The following is a 19,731-nucleotide window of genomic DNA, read 5'->3' as shown; positions in this document are numbered from 1 at the left end:
TCCAACCGGTGGCGGGTTCCGCTGCAAGGCTTCGTGGAGGCATCAACCGGTAAAGGAGCAGCCCATCATGGCACTGCCAGAATTCTCCATGCGTCAGCTTCTCGAAGCAGGCGTGCACTTCGGTCACCAGAAGCATCGCTGGAATCCGAAGATGGAACGCTACATCTTCGGCGTTCGTAACGACATCCACATTCTCGATCTGAGCCAGACCGTGCCGGCCCTCAGCCGCGCTCTGCAGCTCGTGTCTGACACCGTGGCCGATGGCGGTCGCGTGCTGTTCGTCGGCACCAAGCGTCAGGCTGCCCCGCTGGTGGCTGATGCCGCCAAGCAATCCGCCCAGTATTTCGTCAACTCCCGCTGGCTCGGCGGCACGCTGACAAACTGGCAGACCATCTCCAACTCGATCGCTCGCCTGCGCGAGCTCGAGTCGATGAGCGAAGCCGATCTGGCCCTGCGTACCAAGAAGGAACGTCTGATGATGTCCCGCGAACAGGAGCGTCTCGAGCGCGACCTGGGCGGCATCAAGGACATGGGCAACCTGCCCAACCTCCTGTTCGTGATCGACACCAACAAGGAAGAGAACGCAATCAAGGAAGCCCGCCGCCTGGGCATTCCGGTCGTCGCCATCGTCGACACCAATTGCGATCCCGATATCGTTGACTATGCCATCCCCGGCAATGACGACGCCAGCCGCGCTCTCGAGCTCTATGTCTCGCTGATCTCGCGTGCCGCCATCGACGGCATCGGCCGCTCTTCGAGCGCCCTTGGCACCGATCTGGGTTCGGCTACCGAGGCACCTGCCGAGGATTTGCCGACCGAAGGCGACGCAACCGTCAACTAATCTTCGTGCAGGCGTGCCTTCCTGCGGGGAGGCACGCCCCGCCCGATTCCGGGCAAGTACCCACTCGAATAAGCCGCCCCGCGAGGGGCCGCCAAGAGGTGAACCCATGGAAATCACTGCTGCAATGGTCAAGCAGCTCCGCGACTCGACTGGTGTCGGGATGATGGACTGCAAGAAGGCCTTGGCTGAAACCAATGGCGACATGGATGCCGCCATTGACTGGCTGCGTACCCGTGGCCTGGCAAAGGCCGCCAAGAAGGCCGACCGCGTCGCTGCTGAAGGTCTTGTTGGCGTCGTCACTGCCGGCACCAAGGCCGCTGCCGTTGAAGTCAACTCCGAAACCGACTTCGTTGCCCGCAACGAGCAGTTCCAGAACATCGTCGAAACCGTGTCCAAGCTTGCGATCGATGCTGATAGCGACGTCGTCAAGCTCGGCGAAATGCCGTTCCCCGGCACCGGCCACTCGGTTTCGGCTGAGTTGACCGAAGCCATCGCCAAGATCGGCGAGAACATGAACCTGCGCCGCACCGAGACCGTTTCGGTCAATGATGGCGTGGTCGAAAGCTATGTTCACAACGCGGTCAAGCCCGGCATGGGCAAGATCGGTATCCTGGTCGCGCTCGAATCGACCGGCGACAAGGCGGCCCTGTCGGCTTTCGGCAAGCAGCTTGCCATGCACATCGCTGCCGCCCAGCCGCAGGCAATCTCGCCCGACGAGCTGGATCAGGAAGTTGTGGCCCGCGAGCGCGCCATCATCCTCGAGCAGGTCAAGGAAAGCGGCAAGCCCGCTGAGATCGCCGAGAAGATGGTTGAAGGCCGTATGCGCAAGTACTTCGAAGAAGTGACTCTGCTCAGCCAGGTCTTCGTGATCGACGGTGAGACCAAGGTCGGCGATGCGATCAAGAACGCCGAGAAGGACGCAGGCGCCCCGATCAAGCTCACCAAGTTCGTGCGCTACGCGCTGGGCGAAGGCATCGAGAAGGCCGAAAGCGACTTTGCCGCAGAAGTCGCGGCCACAGCTGGCACCAAGTAAGCCAGACCAATCTTGGGAATGGGCGTTTTCGCCCGTTCCCACGCTCTCCGGAGAAGTCGCTCTTCTGGATTGAGCTCTTCCACTTCAAATGAATTCAGCATGCGGCCTTGGCTTCATTTGCCGGGCAATTTGCCATAGGGTTTGCCGGGTCCGCCGGAATCGGTGGCCCGCTCATCAAAGATCAAGGGGTCCCCACCAATGTCATCCGCACATAAGCGCATCTTGCTCAAGGTTTCGGGTGAAGCGCTGGCGGGAGACAATTCGTTCGGCATCGAGCCACCATACCTGCAGCGCATTGCCGGCCAGATTGCCGACGTTGCGCGCTCCGGCGTCCAGGTCGCAATTGTGGTGGGCGGCGGCAATATTTTCCGTGGTATGGCCGGCGCCGCTGACGGCACGGACCGCGTAACTGCTGATCTGATGGGTATGCTGGGCACCATGATCAATGCCCTCGCCCTGTCCAATGCTATTATGCGCCAGGGCGTCATGTCCAAGCCGTTCAGCGCTGCAACCATGCCATCGGTTGCTGACACATTCACCGCTCGCGACGCGAAGCTGGCGCTTGAAGAAGGCTTCGTCGTTGTCCTGGGGGGTGGGACAGGGAACCCGTTCTTTACCACCGATACTGCTGCAACGCTGCGCGCCATCGAGCTGGAATGCGACGTTGTGCTCAAGGGAACCAAGGTCGACGGGGTCTATTCGGCCGATCCGATGAAGGACCCGACTGCTACCCGTTATACCCAGATCAGCTATGATGACGTCATCAAACAAAACCTCAAGGTGATGGACACCGCGGCATTCGCACTTGCTCGCGACAATGCCATGCCGATAATCGTATACGCATTGGACGACAAGGCGGGCCTTGCTGGTGTATTGGAGGGCAAGGGCCTGTCCACGCGTGTGGGCAACCCGCTCTAAACGCCCGCTCACATGTGCCCATCGGCCCTCGCTGCGGGTATGATGACCCCGATGAACGCCAGAGAACGGGCACAAGACCCGAGCCGGCAATGGACTGGAAGGAAACAGCAATGGCCTCAAGCTACGATCTCAACGACCTCAAGACGCGCATGCAGAAATCTGTCGCGTCGCTCAAGGACGAGTTGGGCGGCCTGAGGACCGGGCGCGCCAGCGCCAGCCTCCTCGATCCTGTAACGGTAGAAGTCTATGGTTCGCGCATGCCGCTCAATCAGGTGGCGACCGTGACTGTCCCCGAGCCCCGGATGCTCTCGGTGCAGGTCTGGGACCGGTCGAATGCCAACGCCGTCGAAAAAGCTATTCGTGACAGCGGATTGGGACTCAACCCGATGGGGGAAGGGCAGATCATTCGCGTGCCGCTGCCCGAACTGAACGAACAGCGTCGCAAGGAACTCGCCAAGGTGGCCCATACCTACGCAGAGCAGGCTCGCGTCGCTGTGCGCCATATTCGCCGCGACGGCATGGATGCCTTGAAAAAGGCGGAGAAAGACGGCGACATGAGCCAGGACGATGCCAAGAAACAGTCCGATCTTGTTCAAAAGGCTACCGATGATTCTGTCGCCGAGATCGACACCATCGTGGCGACCAAGGAACAGGAGATCATGCAGGTCTAGAGGATCACATGATCTCGCGCCGGGAGGGCGTTGATGGCAGGGGAACCGGCCGCCAGTGTGAAAGTTGAGCTAGGTGCGGGATTAAAAATCCCGCGCCACATTGGCGTGATCATGGATGGTAATGGCCGTTGGGCCAGGCAACGCGGCAAACGGCGGACCGAAGGTCATGTCGAGGGGGTCAAATCCCTGCGTGGGCTGGTCGAGAACTGCATTACCTATGGCGTACCCTGCCTGACCGTGTTCAGTTTCTCATCCGAGAACTGGTCGAGACCTTCAGACGAAGTTTCGTTCATCTTCAACTTGTTACGGCGTTTTGTTGCATCAGATCTGCAGCGACTAATTCGCAATAATGTGCGTGTGCGTATCATCGGCTCGCGCGCCGGACTGGAATCCGGCCTGGTCAAGCTGATCGACGATGTCGAGGCCAAGACGCGGTCCAATACGGGCCTGACCCTGGTGGTCGCTTTTAACTATGGCAGCAAGGCGGAGATTGCCGCTGCCGCGCGCCACCTGGCATGCGAAGTCGCTGCAGGTCGGTTGGCCCCCGAAGATATCGACGAGCAACGGCTGGGCGACGCGCTTTATACCGCCGGCCTGCCTGATCCGGACGTCATTATCCGCACCAGCGGTGAGCAGCGCCTGTCCAATTTCCTGCTCTGGCAGGCAGCCTATGCAGAGTTTGTGTTTGTCGACGAACACTGGCCTGACTTCCATGAAGCCAGCTTTGTGCGCGTACTTGAAACCTTCACCCAGCGCGATAGGCGCTTTGGCGGCTTAGGGGCGGACGCGCGTTGAGCGGGCAGGGGGACCCCAATGCTGATCAGCCGGCCCCGCCCCGGCGGTCCTGGGCCGATGTCGGGCCGCGTCTTGCTTCCGCCGCTGTACTGATTGCCTTGACTGCGACGGCGCTTGTCGTCGGCAGCTATCTTTTTGCGGCGGTCGTGGGCGCAGTCTATGCCCTTGCCTATCGCGAATGGGAAACCATGGTCACGCGCGCGCCGCTGACCAAAAAGGGCATGGTGCTCATTGGCTTCGTGGCTCTATCTGGGCTCCTTTACCCCCTCATCGGCCTCTGGGGGCCGCTGGGGGCGATTATCCTGGCGTGTGGTCTGGTGCTTACCATGGAGCGGGAGCACATGGTCTGGCGGATCGTCGGGCTGGTGTTGTTCGGGGCGCTGATAACCTCTCTCATGGCCATGCGCGGCACCGGGACGGCAGGTATTTGGGCCGGACTTTATCTTGGCACCGTGGTCTGGATGACGGATTCCGCGGCCTTTTTTGCGGGGCGCCAGATTGGCGGCGAAAAGCTGGCCCCAGATATTTCACCCTCCAAGACCTGGTCTGGCGCCCTGGGCGGGCTTGCTCTTGGTACCGGCGCAGGGCTTCTGGTCTGGCTCTGGGTGACTGAATCGCCAGTCTGGATCGGCATCCTTCTCTCTGCGACGATCAGCGTACTCGCTCAGGTTAGCGATCTGGCCGAAAGTGCCCTCAAGCGCTTCTTCCGCATCAAGGACAGCGGCGACATCATCCCCGGACATGGGGGTCTCATGGATCGCCTGGACAGTCTCACATTCGGCGTGTTTCTGGTCGCAATTGTGGGTGCAACACATGCTGGGTTCGGGGCGATAGCGACGGGATTGCTCCACTGGTAGCGCCCGCCCGTACCGAACTGTGAGAGTATTGGATCCCAATGTTTGATTTCGCCTACTGGCTGCTTTCCTATCTCGTCCCATTTCTTGTCGTTCTGACGGTTATCGTCTTCGTCCATGAAATGGGCCATTATCTGGTGGCCCGCTGGAACGGGGTGGCCATCCACACTTTCTCGGTCGGTTTCGGGCGCGAGCTGGTGGGTTGGAACGACAGGCACGGCACCCGCTGGCGCATCTCCGCTATACCGTTGGGCGGCTATGTCCGCTTTGTCGGAGACATGAACCCGGCCAGCGTTCCGGACCCGGAAGCCGCCGCAAATGTGGACCCGGCTCTGGCGCCGCGCCTCTTCGTCAACAAGAATGTCTGGCAACGCATTGCGGTGGTCGCCGCTGGCCCGCTTGCCAATGTCCTGCTGACTTTCCTGATTCTCTATGCCTTGCTGCTCGGCTATGGTCGCTACACGATCCCCCCGGTGATCAGCGAGGTTGTGTCCGGCTCGGTCGCCGAATCGGCGGGCTTCCGGCCGGGCGACGAAATCCTGGCGGTCGATGGCTATGCCGTTCGCGGCTTTGAAGATTTCCAGCGCTATGTCGCCACCAGCCCCGAGCGTCCGGTGGTGGTGAAACTCGAGCGCGCCGGCGCGGAACGAACGCTCACTTTGGTCCCCGAAGCCGTTGAAATCGAGGATCGATTCGGGAATGACCAGCGTATCGGCCGTATCGGCGTCACGCGTGATGTTGATGAGACCGATGTGACACTTTATCGCCCCGGCCCCGTCGAGGCGGTCGGCATGACCTTTGAGGAGATCCGGTTCATCGTGCAGCGCACGGCCGCCTTCCTCGGCGATTTCTTCGTGGGCAGGGGCGATGTCGAACAACTTGGCGGACCGGTCAAGGTCGCCAAAGTCTCCGGAGAAGTTGCGACCCTGGGCTTTGTGGCCCTGATCAATTTGATGGCGTTGCTCTCGCTCAATATCGGGATCTTCAACCTTCTGCCGGTGCCCATGCTCGATGGCGGCCACTTGCTGTACTATTTCATCGAAGCAGTTCGCGGGCGCCCGCTCAGCATGCGGATACAGGAAATCGGCTTCCGCTTCGGATTTGCCCTTGTGCTTGCGCTCATGGTGTTTACCCTGTTCAACGACACAGTGTTCGACCACTTTGGTATTTTGCGCTAACGCTTTGTTAACCTTGGTTCGCAAGGTGTTGCACGAATACAAGGTCGCCAATGAATTGCTAACCGCGTGAGCAGTCTCGCCTTGTTCCTGGTTAAAAAAACAGTAAAACACTTCAATGGAGTTAGCTTGGGGGAGCGCTGTGCATGGCGATTCTTCAAGCGGGTCGCAGAAGGCAATAACAATATGATTCACCCCACCAAGTTGATGCGTGGCGCGGTTTCGGCGATAGCCATTCTGGGGGCTGCCCCCATGGTTGCTGGCGTGCCTGTCCTTGGCGTCGTGACGGCACAGGCGCAGGAGCAGTTGGTTGCTTCAGTGCTGTTCGAAGGCAATCGCCGCTTCCCCGACAGTCAACTCCTGACCATGGTCGATATCTCGACCTCGGGAATTTACAGCCAGCAGCGTCTTAACGCGGATATCGAAAGCATTCGCCTGGCCTATGATCGGGACGGGTTTAATTCCGTTTCTGTGACGGCGCGCACCGAGCAAACCACAGACGGTCGCGTGCGGGTTATCTTCGAGATCAATGAAGGCGAGCGCGCCGGTATCGCCGCGATCAACTTCACCGGCAATAACTCCATTGGTGCGGGCAACCTCAAGGGGGCCATGCTCACCAAGGAGTCGGGTATTCTGAGCTGGTTGCTCCGCGACGATACCTATGACGAGCAGAAGATGGCCGTCGATCGCGAGCGCATCCGGGCTTACTACGCCAATCGTGGTTTCCCCGACGCGCAGGTCAATTCGGTTGCCGAATATGACGCCGCGCGCAATGCGTACTTCGTCAACGTGACCGTCAATGAAGGTCAGAAGTATGAGTTCGGCAATGTCGGTATCGAAACCAGCATTGATGGACTGAATACCGATGCTCTGCGCGGCACGGTGCGCACCGGACAGGGCGCAACCTATTCCGCGCTCGAGCTGCAGAAGTCCATCGAAGACATGGCCTATGAGGCCACCGTTCAGGGCTACTCCTTCGCCGACGTACGGGCTCGCCTGGATCGCGATGCAGCGACCAATTCCTTCAACGTCACCTATCTGGTCGACGAAGGTGCGCGCATCTATGTCGAGCGCATCAACATCACCGGCAACATCAAGACGCGCGACTTCGTCATTCGTCGTGAGCTTGATTTTGCTGAAGGCGACCCGTTCAACCGCTCCATGGTGATCCGGGGCCGCAACAATATCGACGCTCTTGGCTATTTCTCCAGGATCGATATTTCCACGGCCCCCGGTTCGTCACCGGACAAGATCGTCCTCAATATCAATGTCGAGGAACAGTCCACCGGTGAATATGGCGCGACCGCCGGTTACTCCACCACCGATGGCATCCTGGGCGAGCTTTCGCTGACCGAGCGCAATTTCCTCGGCCGCGGCCAGTATTTGCGGGCGGCCATCGGTGCCTCGCAATCGGGCCGCACCTTCGACTTCTCGTTCACCGAGCCGCGCTTCATGGGCCTCAAGGTTTCCGCCGGTGTGGACGCCTATCATCGCATCAACGACGAGACCTCGGCCAGCTTCTACGGCACGCAGACCACTGGTGGTCAGCTGCGCGTGGGCGTTCCGTTGACCAGTGCTCTCAATGCACAGTTCTTCGGCGGTTATGAGCGTATGGTCATTGCCGATACCGAAGGGAACCCAACTTATAAGTCCTCGCTGGTCTCGAACGGTCAGGAATTCAACAAGGCGTTTATTGGCTACACGCTGACCTGGAACGGTGTGGACGACGTCCAGAACCCGACTGAAGGTCTGTATGCGACCTTTACCCAGCGCTATATCGGATGGGACCACAACCTGCTTCGCTCCGAGGCGCGTGCACGCTATTTTGTCCCGTTGATCCCGGATAGCGGCGTGGTTGGCAGCATTCGTGGTCAGGCTGGCGTCATCAACAGCATGAATGGCGGAAGCGTTCATTCGGTCGAGGCGTTTACGCCCGGCTCACAGCTTATCCGTGGCTTTGAAGGCCGTGGCTTTGGTCCGCGCCTTGGCACTGGCGAATATGTCGGCACGACAATGTTCGCCGGCATTTCCGGTGAGATCGAATTCCCGATCCCAGGCCTGCCGGAAAGTTACGGCCTGAGCGGTGCGGTCTGGGCGGACGCAGCCTGGATTGGCGATAGTAGCGACATCATTGGTGGTGGTGGTGCGGTTGCCACGAGCAACGACCAGCCCTGGCGCACTTCGGTTGGTGCGTCGCTTATCTGGGATTCGCCTTTTGGTCCGCTGCGCGGCGACTTTGCTCATGTTCTGAATAAGTCGACCGACGACCGCACGCAGATGTTCCAGTTCACCATCTCGACCCTGCTCTAGTCCGGCCGGTGTGAATAATTTTTCGGAGCCGCGGGGCGGTAGCGCCGCGGCTCTTTCTGTTTAAGTGACATCATGGTCGACACCCGTTTCCATCGCTTCGCCGGTCCACAGACCCTGGGCGCATTGCTTGCTCTGGTTGGTCAGTCAGACTTGGCGGCGGGCCTGGGGAATCCTGAACTCACGATCACCGGGGTCGCCGAACTCAACTTGGCCGGGCCGGGCGAACTCGCCCTGGCGGCGCAGCAAAGCTACATCGAGGAACTGCGCGTCACTTCAGCGAGTGCCGTTCTGGTGTCCCCGGCCCTCAAGGACGCGGTTCCGGAGGGCTGCGCCGCGGTCGTGATCGAAAAGCCGCACAACATCTTTGCCGACATTCTTGATGCGCTCTATCCCTCCAGTACCCGGTCGATCATTGCCGCAGGGCGTGAGGATCTGGGCGCACCGGTGTTTGAGCGCGATGTGACCCTCGGCACCAATGTCGTGGTGGGCGCCGGGGTGGAAATTGGCCGCGGAACCGTGATCGGCGCCAATACCGTTATCGGTGCTGGCGTCACCATCGGTCGCAACTGCGTCATTGCCGCCAATTGCACCGTTGACTGTGCCCATTTGGGCAATGAAGTCGTGCTGCACTCGGGCGTTCGCGTCGGCACGGAGGGTTTCGGCTGGCTCGATTTTGGCCAGTCCAATCGCAAGATTCCGCAACTGGGTCGGGTGGTCATTCAGGACCGCGTCGAAATTGGCGCCAACAGCACAATCGACCGAGGCGCGCTGGGCGACACGGTTTTGGGCGAAGGCTCAAAAATCGATAATCTGGTCCAGATCGGTCACAATTGCCGTATTGGCCGCAACTGTCTTATTGCAGCCATGAGCGGTCTGTCCGGTTCCACAATCCTGGGCGATGGCGTGTTGATGGGCGGCGGGGTTGGCACCTCTGGTCATCTCAGCATTGGCGCGGGTTCGGTAGTTCATGGCCGGGCGGCCGTGACCAAGGACTGGCCCGCCGGGTCCAAGCTTGCTGGTGCTCCGGCGCAGGATATAAGAGATTTCTGGCGAGAACTCGCCGTTGTGCGGAAACTGTCGAAGGGGGAGAAGCGGGGATGAACGAAACCACCGCCGTCACCGAACTCAATGCTATGAGCATCGCCGAAATTCTTGAGGCGCTGCCGCACCGCTATCCCTTCTTGATGATCGACAAGATCATTGACATCAATGGCGATGAATCCGCCATTGGCGTGAAGAACGTCACATTCAACGAGCCCATCTTTCTCGGGCATTTTCCAAACAATCCGATCTTTCCTGGGGTGCTGATCATCGAAGGCATGGCCCAGACGGCCGGAGCGATCGTCATCAAGCACGACTCCAACGGTGGCCGGAAGAACATCGTGCTGATGCTCGGGGTCGACAATGCCCGTTTCCGCAAGCCCGCAGGGCCCGGCGACACCATCGAGTTCCACATCACCAAGATGCATCGCCGCCGCAATGTGGGCCGTTACGAAGCCAAGGCCAAGGTCAACGGTACTGTCATTGCTGAAGCTGAAATCACCGCGATGATCGTGGGGGCCGAAGCGTGACAGCCCCTGTGATTCATCCCACGGCGATTGTCGCCGATGGGGCGAGGCTTGGTGCAAACGTCCGTATTGGTCCATACAGCATTGTCGGTAGCAATGTGACGCTTGGCGACAATGTCGAGCTGGTGTCGCACGCTGTTGTCGAAGGCAACACGACCATCGGGCCGGGCACGCGCATCTTTCCCTTCGCCTCGGTTGGACATGAACCGCAGGATCTCAAGTTCCATGGTGAGAATTCGCGCCTCGAGATCGGCGCGAACTGCACCATCCGGGAATCGGTGACCATCAATCCGGGTACTGAAAACGGTGGTATGGTCACGCGCATCGGCGACGACTGCCTGATCATGGCGTCCGCCCACATCGCTCATGACGTCATCGTCGGCAATAATGTAGTGGTCACCAATTATGTTGGCATTGCTGGGCATTGTCACATCGGAGACTTTGTCCGGTTTGGCGGCACCTGCGTCATCCATCAGTTCACCCGCATTGGCGCGCATGCCTTCATTGGCGCGCAGTCCATGGTGGATGGCGACGTCATTCCCTACGGCATGGCGGTCGGGAATCGTGCCACCCTGACAGGCCTTAACCTCATTGGCCTCAAGCGCCGGGGCTTTGAGCGCGAAGCCATTCACCGTCTGCGCGCCGCCTACCGGCAGATTTTTGCTAGTGAGGGGACGCTGCGGGAACGCGTGGAAGACGCGGCTGAAATCTTCAGCCAGGACACATTGGTTCAGGACGTGGTGCGTTTCATTGCCGATGCCCAGGATCGGCCCATCCTGCTGCCCCGTAACGGCGGCGAAACCGAATAGCCATCCAATCCTGAGGCAGCCATGAGCGACACGCTGCGCCTCTTTATCCTGGCCGGTGAGCCGTCCGGAGATCGGATTGCCGCCGATCTGGTAGCGCGTCTTCGTGACAAGGTGAGCCTGGAACTGTCCGGTGTCGGCGGCGATGAATTGGCAGGGCAGGGGCTGACCTCGCTTTTTCCCATGTCCGATCTGGCGGTCATGGGCATCACCGATGTGCTGCTCAACCTGCCACGCCTGCTTTGGCGTCTCGAGCAGACGGCCCAGGCCATTCTGGCCGCCAACCCCGATATGGTCGTGCTCGTCGATGCGCAGGACTTCTCGCGCCTTTTGGCGGCGCGCCTGCGCAAGCGCGGTTACACAGGTCGCCTGGTCCTCTATGTGGCGCCATCGGTTTGGGCCCGCAATCCAGAGCGCGCCAAACACCTTGCGCCGCTCTTCGATGCCGTGTTGGCGGTACTCCCGTTCGAACCGGAGGCAATGAGTCGGCTCGGCGGCCCACCCACCAGCTATGTCGGTCATCCCGCCATTGCCGAGGCCATCGGTTCGCACACGCCACCGGATCGTGGACCGCTTGTGCTGCTACCCGGCAGCCGGAACGGCGAGTTGCGCCGCCATTTGCCCCTATTGGGCGAGATGGCGGCCGATCTCGCCCATCACGCAGCTGTCACTGAACTGGTCATTCCGACCTTGCCCCGACTGCGTGACCGGCTGGTCGCTGAAACTGCCAGCTGGTCAGCGCCAGTCCGCGTCGTTGACACGCGCGCCACGCGCCGCGCTATATATCAGCAGGCCATTGGCGCCATGTGTGTGTCAGGCACAGTGACCCTTGAATTGGCTCTGGCGCGCGTCCCCATGGTGGTCATCTACGCGCTTGATAGTCACCAGTCGCGTGCCTACGCAAAGCTTGGCCGGCCGCAAGTGTCTCTGCCCAACATCATTCTCGGGCGCCCGGTTGTGCCCGAATTCGTCGCGGCACCGCTTCTGGCCAGCCCGGCAAAGGCAGCTATGACCGGACTCCTGGGCAACAAAAAAGCCCGTCAGGACCAGGTGCAGGCCTTTGACGAGCTTTATCGGATCATGGAAACGGGGTTGCGCCCGCATCTCCGTGAGGATCCGGCGGACCGGATCCTCGAAATCTGGCGCAATCAGCGCTCGCTGATCGGGTCGTAATCCCGCTCGGTGGCACCATTGTAGAGCTGACGCGGACGGCCGATCTTCTTCTGCGGGTCGCCGATCATTTCCTTCCACTGGCTGATCCAGCCAACGGTGCGGGCGACGGCGAACAGCACGGTAAACATCGAGGTGGGGAAACCGATCGCATCCAGGATCACGCCCGAATAGAAGTCGACATTCGGATAGAGCTTGCGATCGATGAAGTACTGATCTTCCAGCGCGATGCGCTCCAGTTCCTGGGCTACCTGCAGCGTGGGATTATTGCCCACCCCTAGGATCTCCAGCACTTCCTTGGCCGTGGCCTGCATCACCTTGGCGCGCGGGTCGAAGTTCTTGTAGACGCGGTGACCAAAGCCCATCAGGCGGAACGGGTCGTTCTTGTCCTTGGCGCGGGCAATGAACTCGGGGATCCGGTCCACCGTCCCGATTTCGCGCAGCATGTTGAGGCAGGCCTCATTGGCGCCGCCATGGGCGGGGCCCCAGAGGCAAGCCACGCCAGCAGCGATACAGGCGAACGGATTGGCGTCCGACGAGCCCGACAGGCGCACCGTCGAAGTCGATGCGTTCTGTTCGTGATCGGCGTGCAGCGTGAAAATCAGGTCCATTGCGCGGGCGATTTTGGGATCGACCTTGTATTCCTCGGCAGGGACCGAGAAGCACATATGCAGGAAGTTCGCTGCGTAATCGAGGTCATTGCGCGGATAGACGAACGGCTGACCGACCGAATACTTGTAGGCCATGGCCGCAATCGTCGGCATCTTGGCGATCATGCGGATCGAAGCAATCTCGCGCTGCTGCGGATCGTTGATGTCGGTGCTGTCATGGTAGAAAGCCGCCATGGCACCAACAACGCCGGTCATGATGGCCATCGGATGCGCGTCGCGGCGGAAGCCACGGTAGAAATAGTGCATCTGCTCATGCACCATGGTGTGGCGCGTCACCAGCGCCTCGAATTCCTTGAACTGGGTCGGCGTCGGCAGCTCGCCATAGAGCAGCAGGTAGCAAACTTCGAGATAGCTGGACTTATCGGCCAGCTGCTCGATGGGATATCCACGATAAAGCAGTTCGCCCTTGTCGCCATCGATGTAGGTAATCGCGCTATCGCACGCCGCTGTGGAAGTGAACCCCGGGTCGTAGGTGAACAGCCCCGTCTTGGCGTAGAGTGCACGGATATCCATCACATCCGGACCCACCGTACCACTCAGTATGGGGAATTCGTGGGTCTGGTCTCCGATGACGAGTTTGGCGACTTTTTCGGTCATTGAGCTCTCCTCGCTTCACCCCGTTCGTCCGCAGGAAAGGATAGGAAATGCGGACCCGGGGGCGGCGCCCTTGAAGCGCCGATTTTCCGGTGCAGAGGTATCAGGTCTTGCCCATCGCAAGCAACCGATAGGTGAGTATGACTTATCTATCCGACAGACTGGCGACAGGGCGCGGTTTTTGCGCCTCAGGCAGAAGTCTGGTCGCCGAGTCGGGCAAGGCTCTCTTCCCGTCCAATCAGCACCATGACCTCGAAAATCCCCGGAGACACGGTGCGTCCGGTGAGGGCCGCACGCAAAGGCTGTGCCAGTTTGCCTAGCTTGAGACCCTTTTCTTCCGCCAGGGCACGCATGGCAGCATCAATGCTCGGCACTGACCAATCGGCAAGACCCCCTAACGTATCGGCAACGCTTGCAAGCACAGCTCGGGCGTCATCGGTTAGCAAAGCTGCCGCCTTCTCATCGGGCTGAATCGGGCGCGGGGCATAGATGAACTGGGCCAGATCGATCAGCTCAAGCACTGTCTTGGCGCGGGGCTGCAATTCGGGCAGCGCGGCCAGAACCGTATTGTGGTTGGCCATCAGGCCCTTGGCGTCCTCGTCGCGCCCGACCTCCTTGGCCGTATCGACCATGACGTCATAGAGATAGCTGGGATCGGCTTCGCGGATATAGTGCCCGTTAATGTTCTCAAGCTTGACGAAGTCGAAGCGCGCGGCGCCCTTGTTGAGTGCCTCGAGGCTGAACCACTCCACCATCTGGTCGGTGGTGAAGAACTCGTCATCGCCATGGCTCCAGCCCAGGCGTGCCAGATAATTGCGCAGGGCCGCGGGCAGATAGCCCATCTGCCGATAGGCCTCGACCCCGAGCGCACCGTGCCGCTTGGACAGCTTGGCACCATCGGGCCCATGTATCAGGGGGATATGCGCCATTTCCGGCACATTCCAGCCCATAGCGTTGTAGATGATGATCTGGCGGGCCGCATTGGTCAGGTGGTCGTCGCCGCGTATGATGTGGGTCACGCCCATATCGTGATCGTCGACCACCACGGCATGCATATAGGTCGGCGTACCATCGGAACGCAGGATGATGAAGTCATCCAGGTTCTCGGTTTTGAACACAACTTCACCCTGCACATGGTCGCGCACGACAATCTCGCCTTCCAGCGGCGCCTTGATGCGGATCACTGGCTTGATGTCGGCAGGTGCCTCGGAGGCGTCACGGTCCCGCCAATAGCCATTGTAGCGCGGGGGCTTGCCGGCGGCGCGGGCCTCCTCACGCATCTGCTCCAGCTCCTGGGGAGAACAATAGCAATAATAGGCATGCCCCATCTTCACCAGCTCGTGGGCCACTTCAGCATGACGCGACGCGCGGGAGAACTGGCTGATCGGCTCGCCTTCCCAGTCCAGCCCCAGCCATTTCAATCCATCGATCAGCGCGGTGACGGCGGCTTCGGTTGACCGTTCCCGATCCGTGTCCTCGATGCGCAGGAGCATTTTGCCGCCCTTGTTCTGCGCAAAGGCCCAGCTGAACAGCGCTGTTCGCGCACCGCCGATGTGCAGATAGCCGGTGGGAGAAGGAGCAAAACGCGTGACGACCTGAGACATGGAGAACCGGAAGGATTGGAGAAATTTGGGGCTGTGTGTAGCATAGGCGGGCTTGAGCGCAAGGGCAGGGCGCATGGGGGCAGGGCAAAGGGTTCTCGAGAGTACGTCCGGGCTGGCCGGATGGTTTCGCGCGCGCGGCGAGCGAGCTGGTTGGTCCGCGTCTGGAGAACCCGCAGCAGCGGCGCGCCTGCGCAGCGCAATAGACAGTGCTGTCGAGAAGCGCCGGCTTTTTGTCCTGCTGCCGTTTTCCATGATCGCCGGGCTGATCTGCTACGCCGCAATGCCGATTGAGCCATCGGCCTACTTGCTCGCTGGCGTGGCGATAGCACTGGCCGGCCTGGTGGTTTTGTCGCGCGCCCGCCACGCTCTGAATGGGCTCCGGGGCGTTGTTCAGTTTGCGGCCTTCTGGCTCGGCTTCTGCCTCTTGCCCCTGCACGGGCTCGCTTTTGGCACCCCGATGCTGGCCTACCCCGCCTATGGCACCTACGAGGCCCAAGTCGACGAGGTTCTCTCTGCCGATGCCAACCGGATCCGGATAATTGCCTCCCAATTCGTGCCGGCCGAGAATGCCAGACCGGTGCCGATCCGCCGCGCCCGCATAGTCCTGCCGGGTGCTGCAAAGCTTGCGCCGGGCGATAGATTTCGGGCCGCCCTACGCCTGGCGCCCATTCCCGGACCGGTCTTGCCCGGTGCCCATGACGGACAATTTCATTCCTATTTCGTCGGCGTGGGGTCCTATGGCTCCACCACTGGTACGGTCGAGGTCCTGGCCGACGGCGACGTCTGGAACCCGACCCGGAACGTGCAAGGCTGGCGCAGCGCGATCGGTAACCGCATCGATACCGTTCTGGACGGGGCGACTGCCGCGATCGGCAAGGCCATGGTCGTCGGGGATCAAAGCGACATCACCGACGAGACGCGCGATGTCATGGCTGCCTCGGGCCTGGCGCACATCTATTCGATCTCTGGCCTGCACCTGTCCATTGTGGCTGGCGGCATCTACTGGCTTTTACGCTTGGCGCTAGCTTCGTTTCCGGCCCTCGTGGCCTGGCCCATCAAGCAGATCTCCGCAGCGGTAGGCATCGTCGCGGCCTTTCTGTACCTGATGTTGGCCGGTGGTGTGGACAATGTGCCCGCCTTTCGCTCGACCCTGATGCTCGCCCTGATCTTCGGCGCCGTCCTGGCCGGCCGCCAGGCCTTGACCATGCGCAATGTCGCCATCGCCGCCATAATCATTATTCTCATCGATCCCGCGAGCATCTTCAGGGCCAGCTTCCAGCTCTCCTTTGCCGCAGTGGTCGGTCTCATCGGCATCTATGAACTGCCGCGCCTGCGCGGAACACCATCCACAGGGCGCATATCCCGCATTGGCGGCGTGGTTGCCGCTACGGCCTGGACCAGCCTTGTCGCGGGCCTGGCGACATTGTTGTTTTCTGCCTACCACTTTCAGCAGACTGCCCCGTTAGGTGTCATCGGCAATGTGCTGGCCTTGCCCTTTGTCAGCCTGATTATCATGCCCTTCGGAGTCTTGTCCGTTCTCGCCATGCCGCTAGGTATCGACGGGCTCTGCCTGGCCATCATGGGCTGGGGCATTGACCGCATGGTCGATGTCGCCGAGCTGGTGGCTGCCTGGAGCCAGGGCTGGACCGGCAATCCTCTGCTCGCCGGCTGGACCCTGGTCGTAGGGTTGATCGCTCTGGCCTGGTTCGCCTTTCTGGAAACCCGCTGGCGCTTGCTGGGGCCAGCGCTGGCGCTACCCGTCATCTTGGCGTTCGGGTTCGAGCCGCGCCCGGATATTCTGATCGCCGACACCACCCAGGCCGTCGCCATCCGCGACGGTGACGAAATGTCCCTGGTGACCGGTCGAACTGGCAGTTTCGCCGTCAATGTCTGGAGCGACCACTACCAGACGGAAATCACCGCCCCACACCCGGCGGCCCGGTGTGACAGCCTCGGCTGTATTCTGGCCGATCCCGCCTATAGCGTGGCAGCCGTCCGCAATGCGGCAGCTTTCGCCGAGGACTGCGGTCGCCACGACCTGTTGATCGCGCGCATCTATCCTCCACAATTCTGCTACGCAGCGGGGCAGGTCATCGGACCGCGCGAATTGAAGGAGGGCGGCGTACATTGGTTGGTCTGGAATGCAGCGGCAGGGCAGTTCGACATCCGTCCTGCCATTGAGAACCTCAATCGGCCTTGGCGTATCGCGCCACGCTGACACCCGTAGGCATCGCAGGTCTCAAAGCTTGATTTTGGCTTCGGGCTGTCCGGCAACATCGACATCGATGTAGAACACTCCGCCGGCAACTTTTTCTGCGGCCAACTGCTCGGCCGACAGGGTCTTGTTGGCGGTGGTGAGGAACAGCCGCTTGAGATCCGTGCCGCCAAACGCCGGGCAGGTGACCTGGCTGACAGGCACCTCGATGATGCGATCGATGGTCCCGTCGGGCGCATAGCGGATCACACACGATCCGCCCCAGCGGGCATTCCACAGATAGCCCGCGCTATCGACCACGGCCCCGTCCGGATAGCCACGGTGCTCCGAAACATCGGCAAACAGTTCCCATTCGCCTACCGGCATTCCCGTTTCTGGATCGACGGCGCATTTGAGAATTTTCTGATCCGGCGTGTCGGTCCAATAAGCCGTCCGGCCATCGGGCGAGAAGCATGTGGCATTTGGAATGGCCGCATTGGAGATGATCTTGGTCAGAACGCCCGCGCGGTAGTGATAGACCGCACCATCCTTGGGACCTTCATCCTTGACCATGGTACCGATCCAGAACGCACCCGAGGCATGCACCCGGCTGTCATTGGTACGGTTGGTCGGCACGTCCCGCTCGATATCGATCAGATGAACCGCTTCACCGGTAACCAGATCAAAACGCTTCAGCCCGGTTTCACTGGCTAGCACCAGCGTTGCATCATCGATAATTGCTGCTGCCGCGACGATCTCGTCTAAGTGCCACCGGTTCTGCACCTCGCCATCGACATTGGCGGCGAACAGCGTCTGGTTATTGATGTCGAACCAGAACAATTGCTGACGGCCAGCATGCCAGAATGGTCCTTCGCCCAGCTCGCATTGGCTGTCGATCAGTAGTTTGGCGGTCCCGGTCATTTCGCGGCTCCCTGATCATAGGCCGCAACGGCCAGTTTCGCGCGTTCGCTCACATCGGCCACGTCCATGCCAGGCTTGAAGAGATAGGTGCCCAGGCCAAATCCGGTGCAGCCTACCGCGAAGTACTCGTGGAAATTATCCGGATTGGCACCGCCCACCGCATAGAGCGGCAGGGCGGGAGGGAGAACGGCCTTCATTGCTTTGATCCCCCTGGCGCCCAGCACTTCAGCGGGGAAAAATTTGAGCCCGGTCGCGCCGGCGCGAATGGCGGCAAAGGCATCGGTCGGAGAAAACACACCCGGGTAGGATTTCAGCTCCAGCCGAACGGTTTCGGAGATCACCTCCACATTGGTGTCCGGCGAGACAATGAAGGTGCCACCGGCCCCGGCCACGGCCCGCACGTCCTCTGGCGTCAGCACCGTGCCCGCCCCAATTTCTGCCCGATTGGACAAGGCCTTGGCAGCACGGCCAATACTGTCCACTGCATTGGGCGAATTGAGTGGCACTTCGATCAATGTAATGCCGGCCTCCACCAGTGCTGTGCAGACGGGCACGGCCTCATCGGGCGTAACGCCGCGCAGAATGGCGATGATATGGCGATGGGTCACGGGCAAATCCTCAGGCAATGGACGCGCGCGCGGCCTTGAGACCGGCCAGCACGACTTCTGTTGAATCGACCAGGCGACCAGAGGCCCCGGCCATGTGGAGCACGCGCATATAGAGCGCGCAGAGCTTGTCGGAGCCGATCAGCGGCACCGGATCGGTGCCGATCTCGTTACGGTTTGCAGCAATCTCGGTGCCAATCAGCAGACCCGAGAGATATCCGGCGCACCAGTCTGGCGCCTTGTCCGATAACAACGAGGCTGCGCGAACGGTGAACAACTGACCCAACAGCGCGGCGGGATCGTCCAGCCCGTCGCGGGCACCAGCAACAAATCCCTCGTCTTGTTCCGGACCATCCAGTGGCCCGTTCAGCGAGTGCCGCAGCACCGACTGGGTCTTGAGCAGCGCGAACATTTCCCCGGTCATAGCCGTCGAAAAGTGCTCAATCCGCGTCCCTTCGAGCCTCGCCCATTTCGAATGCGTGCCAGGCATGCAGACCAGACCCGTATATTCGGTGTGAAGGCTGGCCAGTCCGAGCAATTGGGTTTCCTCGCCGCGCATGACATTTTCGCCGCCCTGCCTTTGGCAGACGCCGGGCAGAATCGAGACGCGAAATCGTTCGTCTGGCATGTCCGGACGTACCGCGCCCTGGCCAAGGGCACCAAGTTCGGTCGGCGCCTCGAGATAGGGCGCTTCGAGCCAACCCTGCCGTGCTCCGGCCATGCCGCAAATCACCACATCAAGCGGCCCTTGGGGCAACGGCATTTGCGCCAACGCTGCGCCGAGCGCTTCGGGAAACTGGTCACGCGACAGTTTGCTCATTCCCTGGTCAGACTCGGCGCTCGCCACTACCGCGCCGGATTCTCCGATACCCCAGGCCCGCAGGTTGGACGTGCCCCAGTCAACTCCAACCCATGCAATTTCCTCAGCCAATCTAGTCCGTCTCCCACGATCCCAACATGATGCGGCGCGACCCTAATGGCCTCTGCGCCTGCTGGCCAGT

18 protein-coding genes are annotated in these 19,731 nt (G+C 60.7%); 13 read left to right on the top strand and 5 right to left on the bottom strand.

Going from position 1 to position 19,731, the window contains the following annotated elements; translation table 11 throughout:
- The first annotated feature begins 67 nt into the window (after window positions 1-67).
- From rpsB to GGR20_RS01070, 12 genes are all read left to right on the top strand, one after another.
- Window positions 68-841 carry a 30S ribosomal protein S2 gene (rpsB, locus tag GGR20_RS01125; RefSeq protein WP_183309402.1) on the top strand — a complete coding sequence of 258 codons (774 nt, stop codon included), beginning with the start codon at window positions 68-70 and terminating at the stop codon, window positions 839-841.
- A 106-nt stretch (window positions 842-947) separates the two neighbouring features.
- The gene (gene tsf / locus GGR20_RS01120) at window positions 948-1,874 is read left to right on the top strand and encodes a translation elongation factor Ts (protein ID WP_183309401.1); all 927 of its coding nucleotides are present in this window, start codon (window positions 948-950) and stop codon (window positions 1,872-1,874) included.
- A 198-nt stretch (window positions 1,875-2,072) separates the two neighbouring features.
- Window positions 2,073-2,792 carry a UMP kinase gene (pyrH, locus tag GGR20_RS01115; RefSeq protein WP_183309400.1) on the top strand — a complete coding sequence of 240 codons (720 nt, stop codon included), beginning with the start codon at window positions 2,073-2,075 and terminating at the stop codon, window positions 2,790-2,792.
- Between the two features lie 110 nt (window positions 2,793-2,902).
- Window positions 2,903-3,463 carry a ribosome recycling factor gene (gene frr / locus GGR20_RS01110; protein ID WP_116590428.1) on the top strand — a complete coding sequence of 187 codons (561 nt, stop codon included), beginning with the start codon at window positions 2,903-2,905 and terminating at the stop codon, window positions 3,461-3,463.
- A gap of 33 nt (window positions 3,464-3,496) precedes the next feature.
- The gene (locus GGR20_RS01105) at window positions 3,497-4,258 is read left to right on the top strand and encodes an undecaprenyl pyrophosphate synthase (RefSeq protein WP_183309399.1); all 762 of its coding nucleotides are present in this window, start codon (window positions 3,497-3,499) and stop codon (window positions 4,256-4,258) included.
- The gene (locus tag GGR20_RS01100) at window positions 4,255-5,115 is read left to right on the top strand and encodes a phosphatidate cytidylyltransferase (RefSeq protein ID WP_183309398.1); all 861 of its coding nucleotides are present in this window, start codon (window positions 4,255-4,257) and stop codon (window positions 5,113-5,115) included. The genes GGR20_RS01105 and GGR20_RS01100 overlap by 4 nt, the downstream gene beginning before the upstream one ends.
- Window positions 5,116-5,153: 38 nt before the next feature.
- Entirely contained in the window at window positions 5,154-6,290 is a 1,137-nt protein-coding gene (rseP, locus tag GGR20_RS01095; RefSeq protein WP_183309397.1) for an RIP metalloprotease RseP, read from the top strand.
- A 183-nt stretch (window positions 6,291-6,473) separates the two neighbouring features.
- Window positions 6,474-8,597, top strand: a complete 2,124-nt coding sequence (gene bamA / locus GGR20_RS01090) for an outer membrane protein assembly factor BamA (protein ID WP_183309396.1) — start codon at window positions 6,474-6,476, stop codon at window positions 8,595-8,597.
- A gap of 72 nt (window positions 8,598-8,669) precedes the next feature.
- Window positions 8,670-9,698: a UDP-3-O-(3-hydroxymyristoyl)glucosamine N-acyltransferase gene (gene lpxD / locus GGR20_RS01085; protein WP_183309395.1), complete on the top strand. Its 1,029-nt coding sequence runs from the start codon at window positions 8,670-8,672 to the stop codon at window positions 9,696-9,698.
- Window positions 9,695-10,168 carry a 3-hydroxyacyl-ACP dehydratase FabZ gene (fabZ, locus tag GGR20_RS01080; RefSeq protein WP_183309394.1) on the top strand — a complete coding sequence of 158 codons (474 nt, stop codon included), beginning with the start codon at window positions 9,695-9,697 and terminating at the stop codon, window positions 10,166-10,168. The genes lpxD and fabZ overlap by 4 nt, the downstream gene beginning before the upstream one ends.
- On the top strand, window positions 10,165-10,974 hold the full coding sequence (gene lpxA, locus GGR20_RS01075) for an acyl-ACP--UDP-N-acetylglucosamine O-acyltransferase (protein WP_183309393.1): 810 nt from the start codon (window positions 10,165-10,167) through the stop codon (window positions 10,972-10,974). The genes fabZ and lpxA overlap by 4 nt, the downstream gene beginning before the upstream one ends.
- Before the next feature lie 21 nt (window positions 10,975-10,995).
- The gene (locus GGR20_RS01070; protein WP_183309392.1) at window positions 10,996-12,144 is read left to right on the top strand and encodes a lipid-A-disaccharide synthase; all 1,149 of its coding nucleotides are present in this window, start codon (window positions 10,996-10,998) and stop codon (window positions 12,142-12,144) included.
- Here GGR20_RS01070 and gltA read toward each other — a convergent pair.
- A complete protein-coding gene (gene gltA, locus GGR20_RS01065; RefSeq protein WP_183309391.1) occupies window positions 12,120-13,409 on the bottom strand; it encodes a citrate synthase in 1,290 nt (429 codons plus the stop codon). The genes GGR20_RS01070 and gltA overlap by 25 nt on opposite strands.
- A gap of 185 nt (window positions 13,410-13,594) precedes the next feature.
- Window positions 13,595-15,010 (bottom strand): glutamate--tRNA ligase, encoded by a 1,416-nt coding sequence (gene gltX, locus GGR20_RS01060; protein ID WP_183309390.1) that lies wholly within the window; start codon window positions 15,008-15,010, stop codon window positions 13,595-13,597.
- Window positions 15,011-15,083: 73 nt separating this feature from the next.
- Between gltX and GGR20_RS01055 the strand changes: the two genes are divergently transcribed.
- The gene (locus tag GGR20_RS01055; protein ID WP_210283027.1) at window positions 15,084-17,228 is read left to right on the top strand and encodes a ComEC/Rec2 family competence protein; all 2,145 of its coding nucleotides are present in this window, start codon (window positions 15,084-15,086) and stop codon (window positions 17,226-17,228) included.
- 21 nt (window positions 17,229-17,249) lie between these two features.
- On the opposite strand, the gene GGR20_RS01050 is transcribed toward GGR20_RS01055, so the two are convergent.
- From GGR20_RS01050 to GGR20_RS01035, 3 genes are read right to left on the bottom strand one after another with little or no spacing between them, the layout of a single operon-like run.
- Entirely contained in the window at window positions 17,250-18,125 is an 876-nt protein-coding gene (locus tag GGR20_RS01050; protein WP_246349353.1) for an SMP-30/gluconolactonase/LRE family protein, read from the bottom strand.
- Entirely contained in the window at window positions 18,122-18,733 is a 612-nt protein-coding gene (locus tag GGR20_RS01040; protein WP_183309386.1) for a 2-dehydro-3-deoxy-6-phosphogalactonate aldolase, read from the bottom strand. The genes GGR20_RS01050 and GGR20_RS01040 overlap by 4 nt, the downstream gene beginning before the upstream one ends.
- Before the next feature lie 10 nt (window positions 18,734-18,743).
- Window positions 18,744-19,661, bottom strand: a complete 918-nt coding sequence (locus tag GGR20_RS01035; RefSeq protein ID WP_183309385.1) for a 2-dehydro-3-deoxygalactonokinase — start codon at window positions 19,659-19,661, stop codon at window positions 18,744-18,746.
- Window positions 19,662-19,731: the final 70 nt, after the last annotated feature.

Source organism: Devosia subaequoris (genome assembly GCF_014197055.1).
Lineage (GTDB): Bacteria > Pseudomonadota > Alphaproteobacteria > Rhizobiales > Devosiaceae > Devosia > Devosia subaequoris.
Note: the sequence above shows the minus strand (reverse complement) of the source record. Positions and strands in the feature narration are given on the sequence as shown.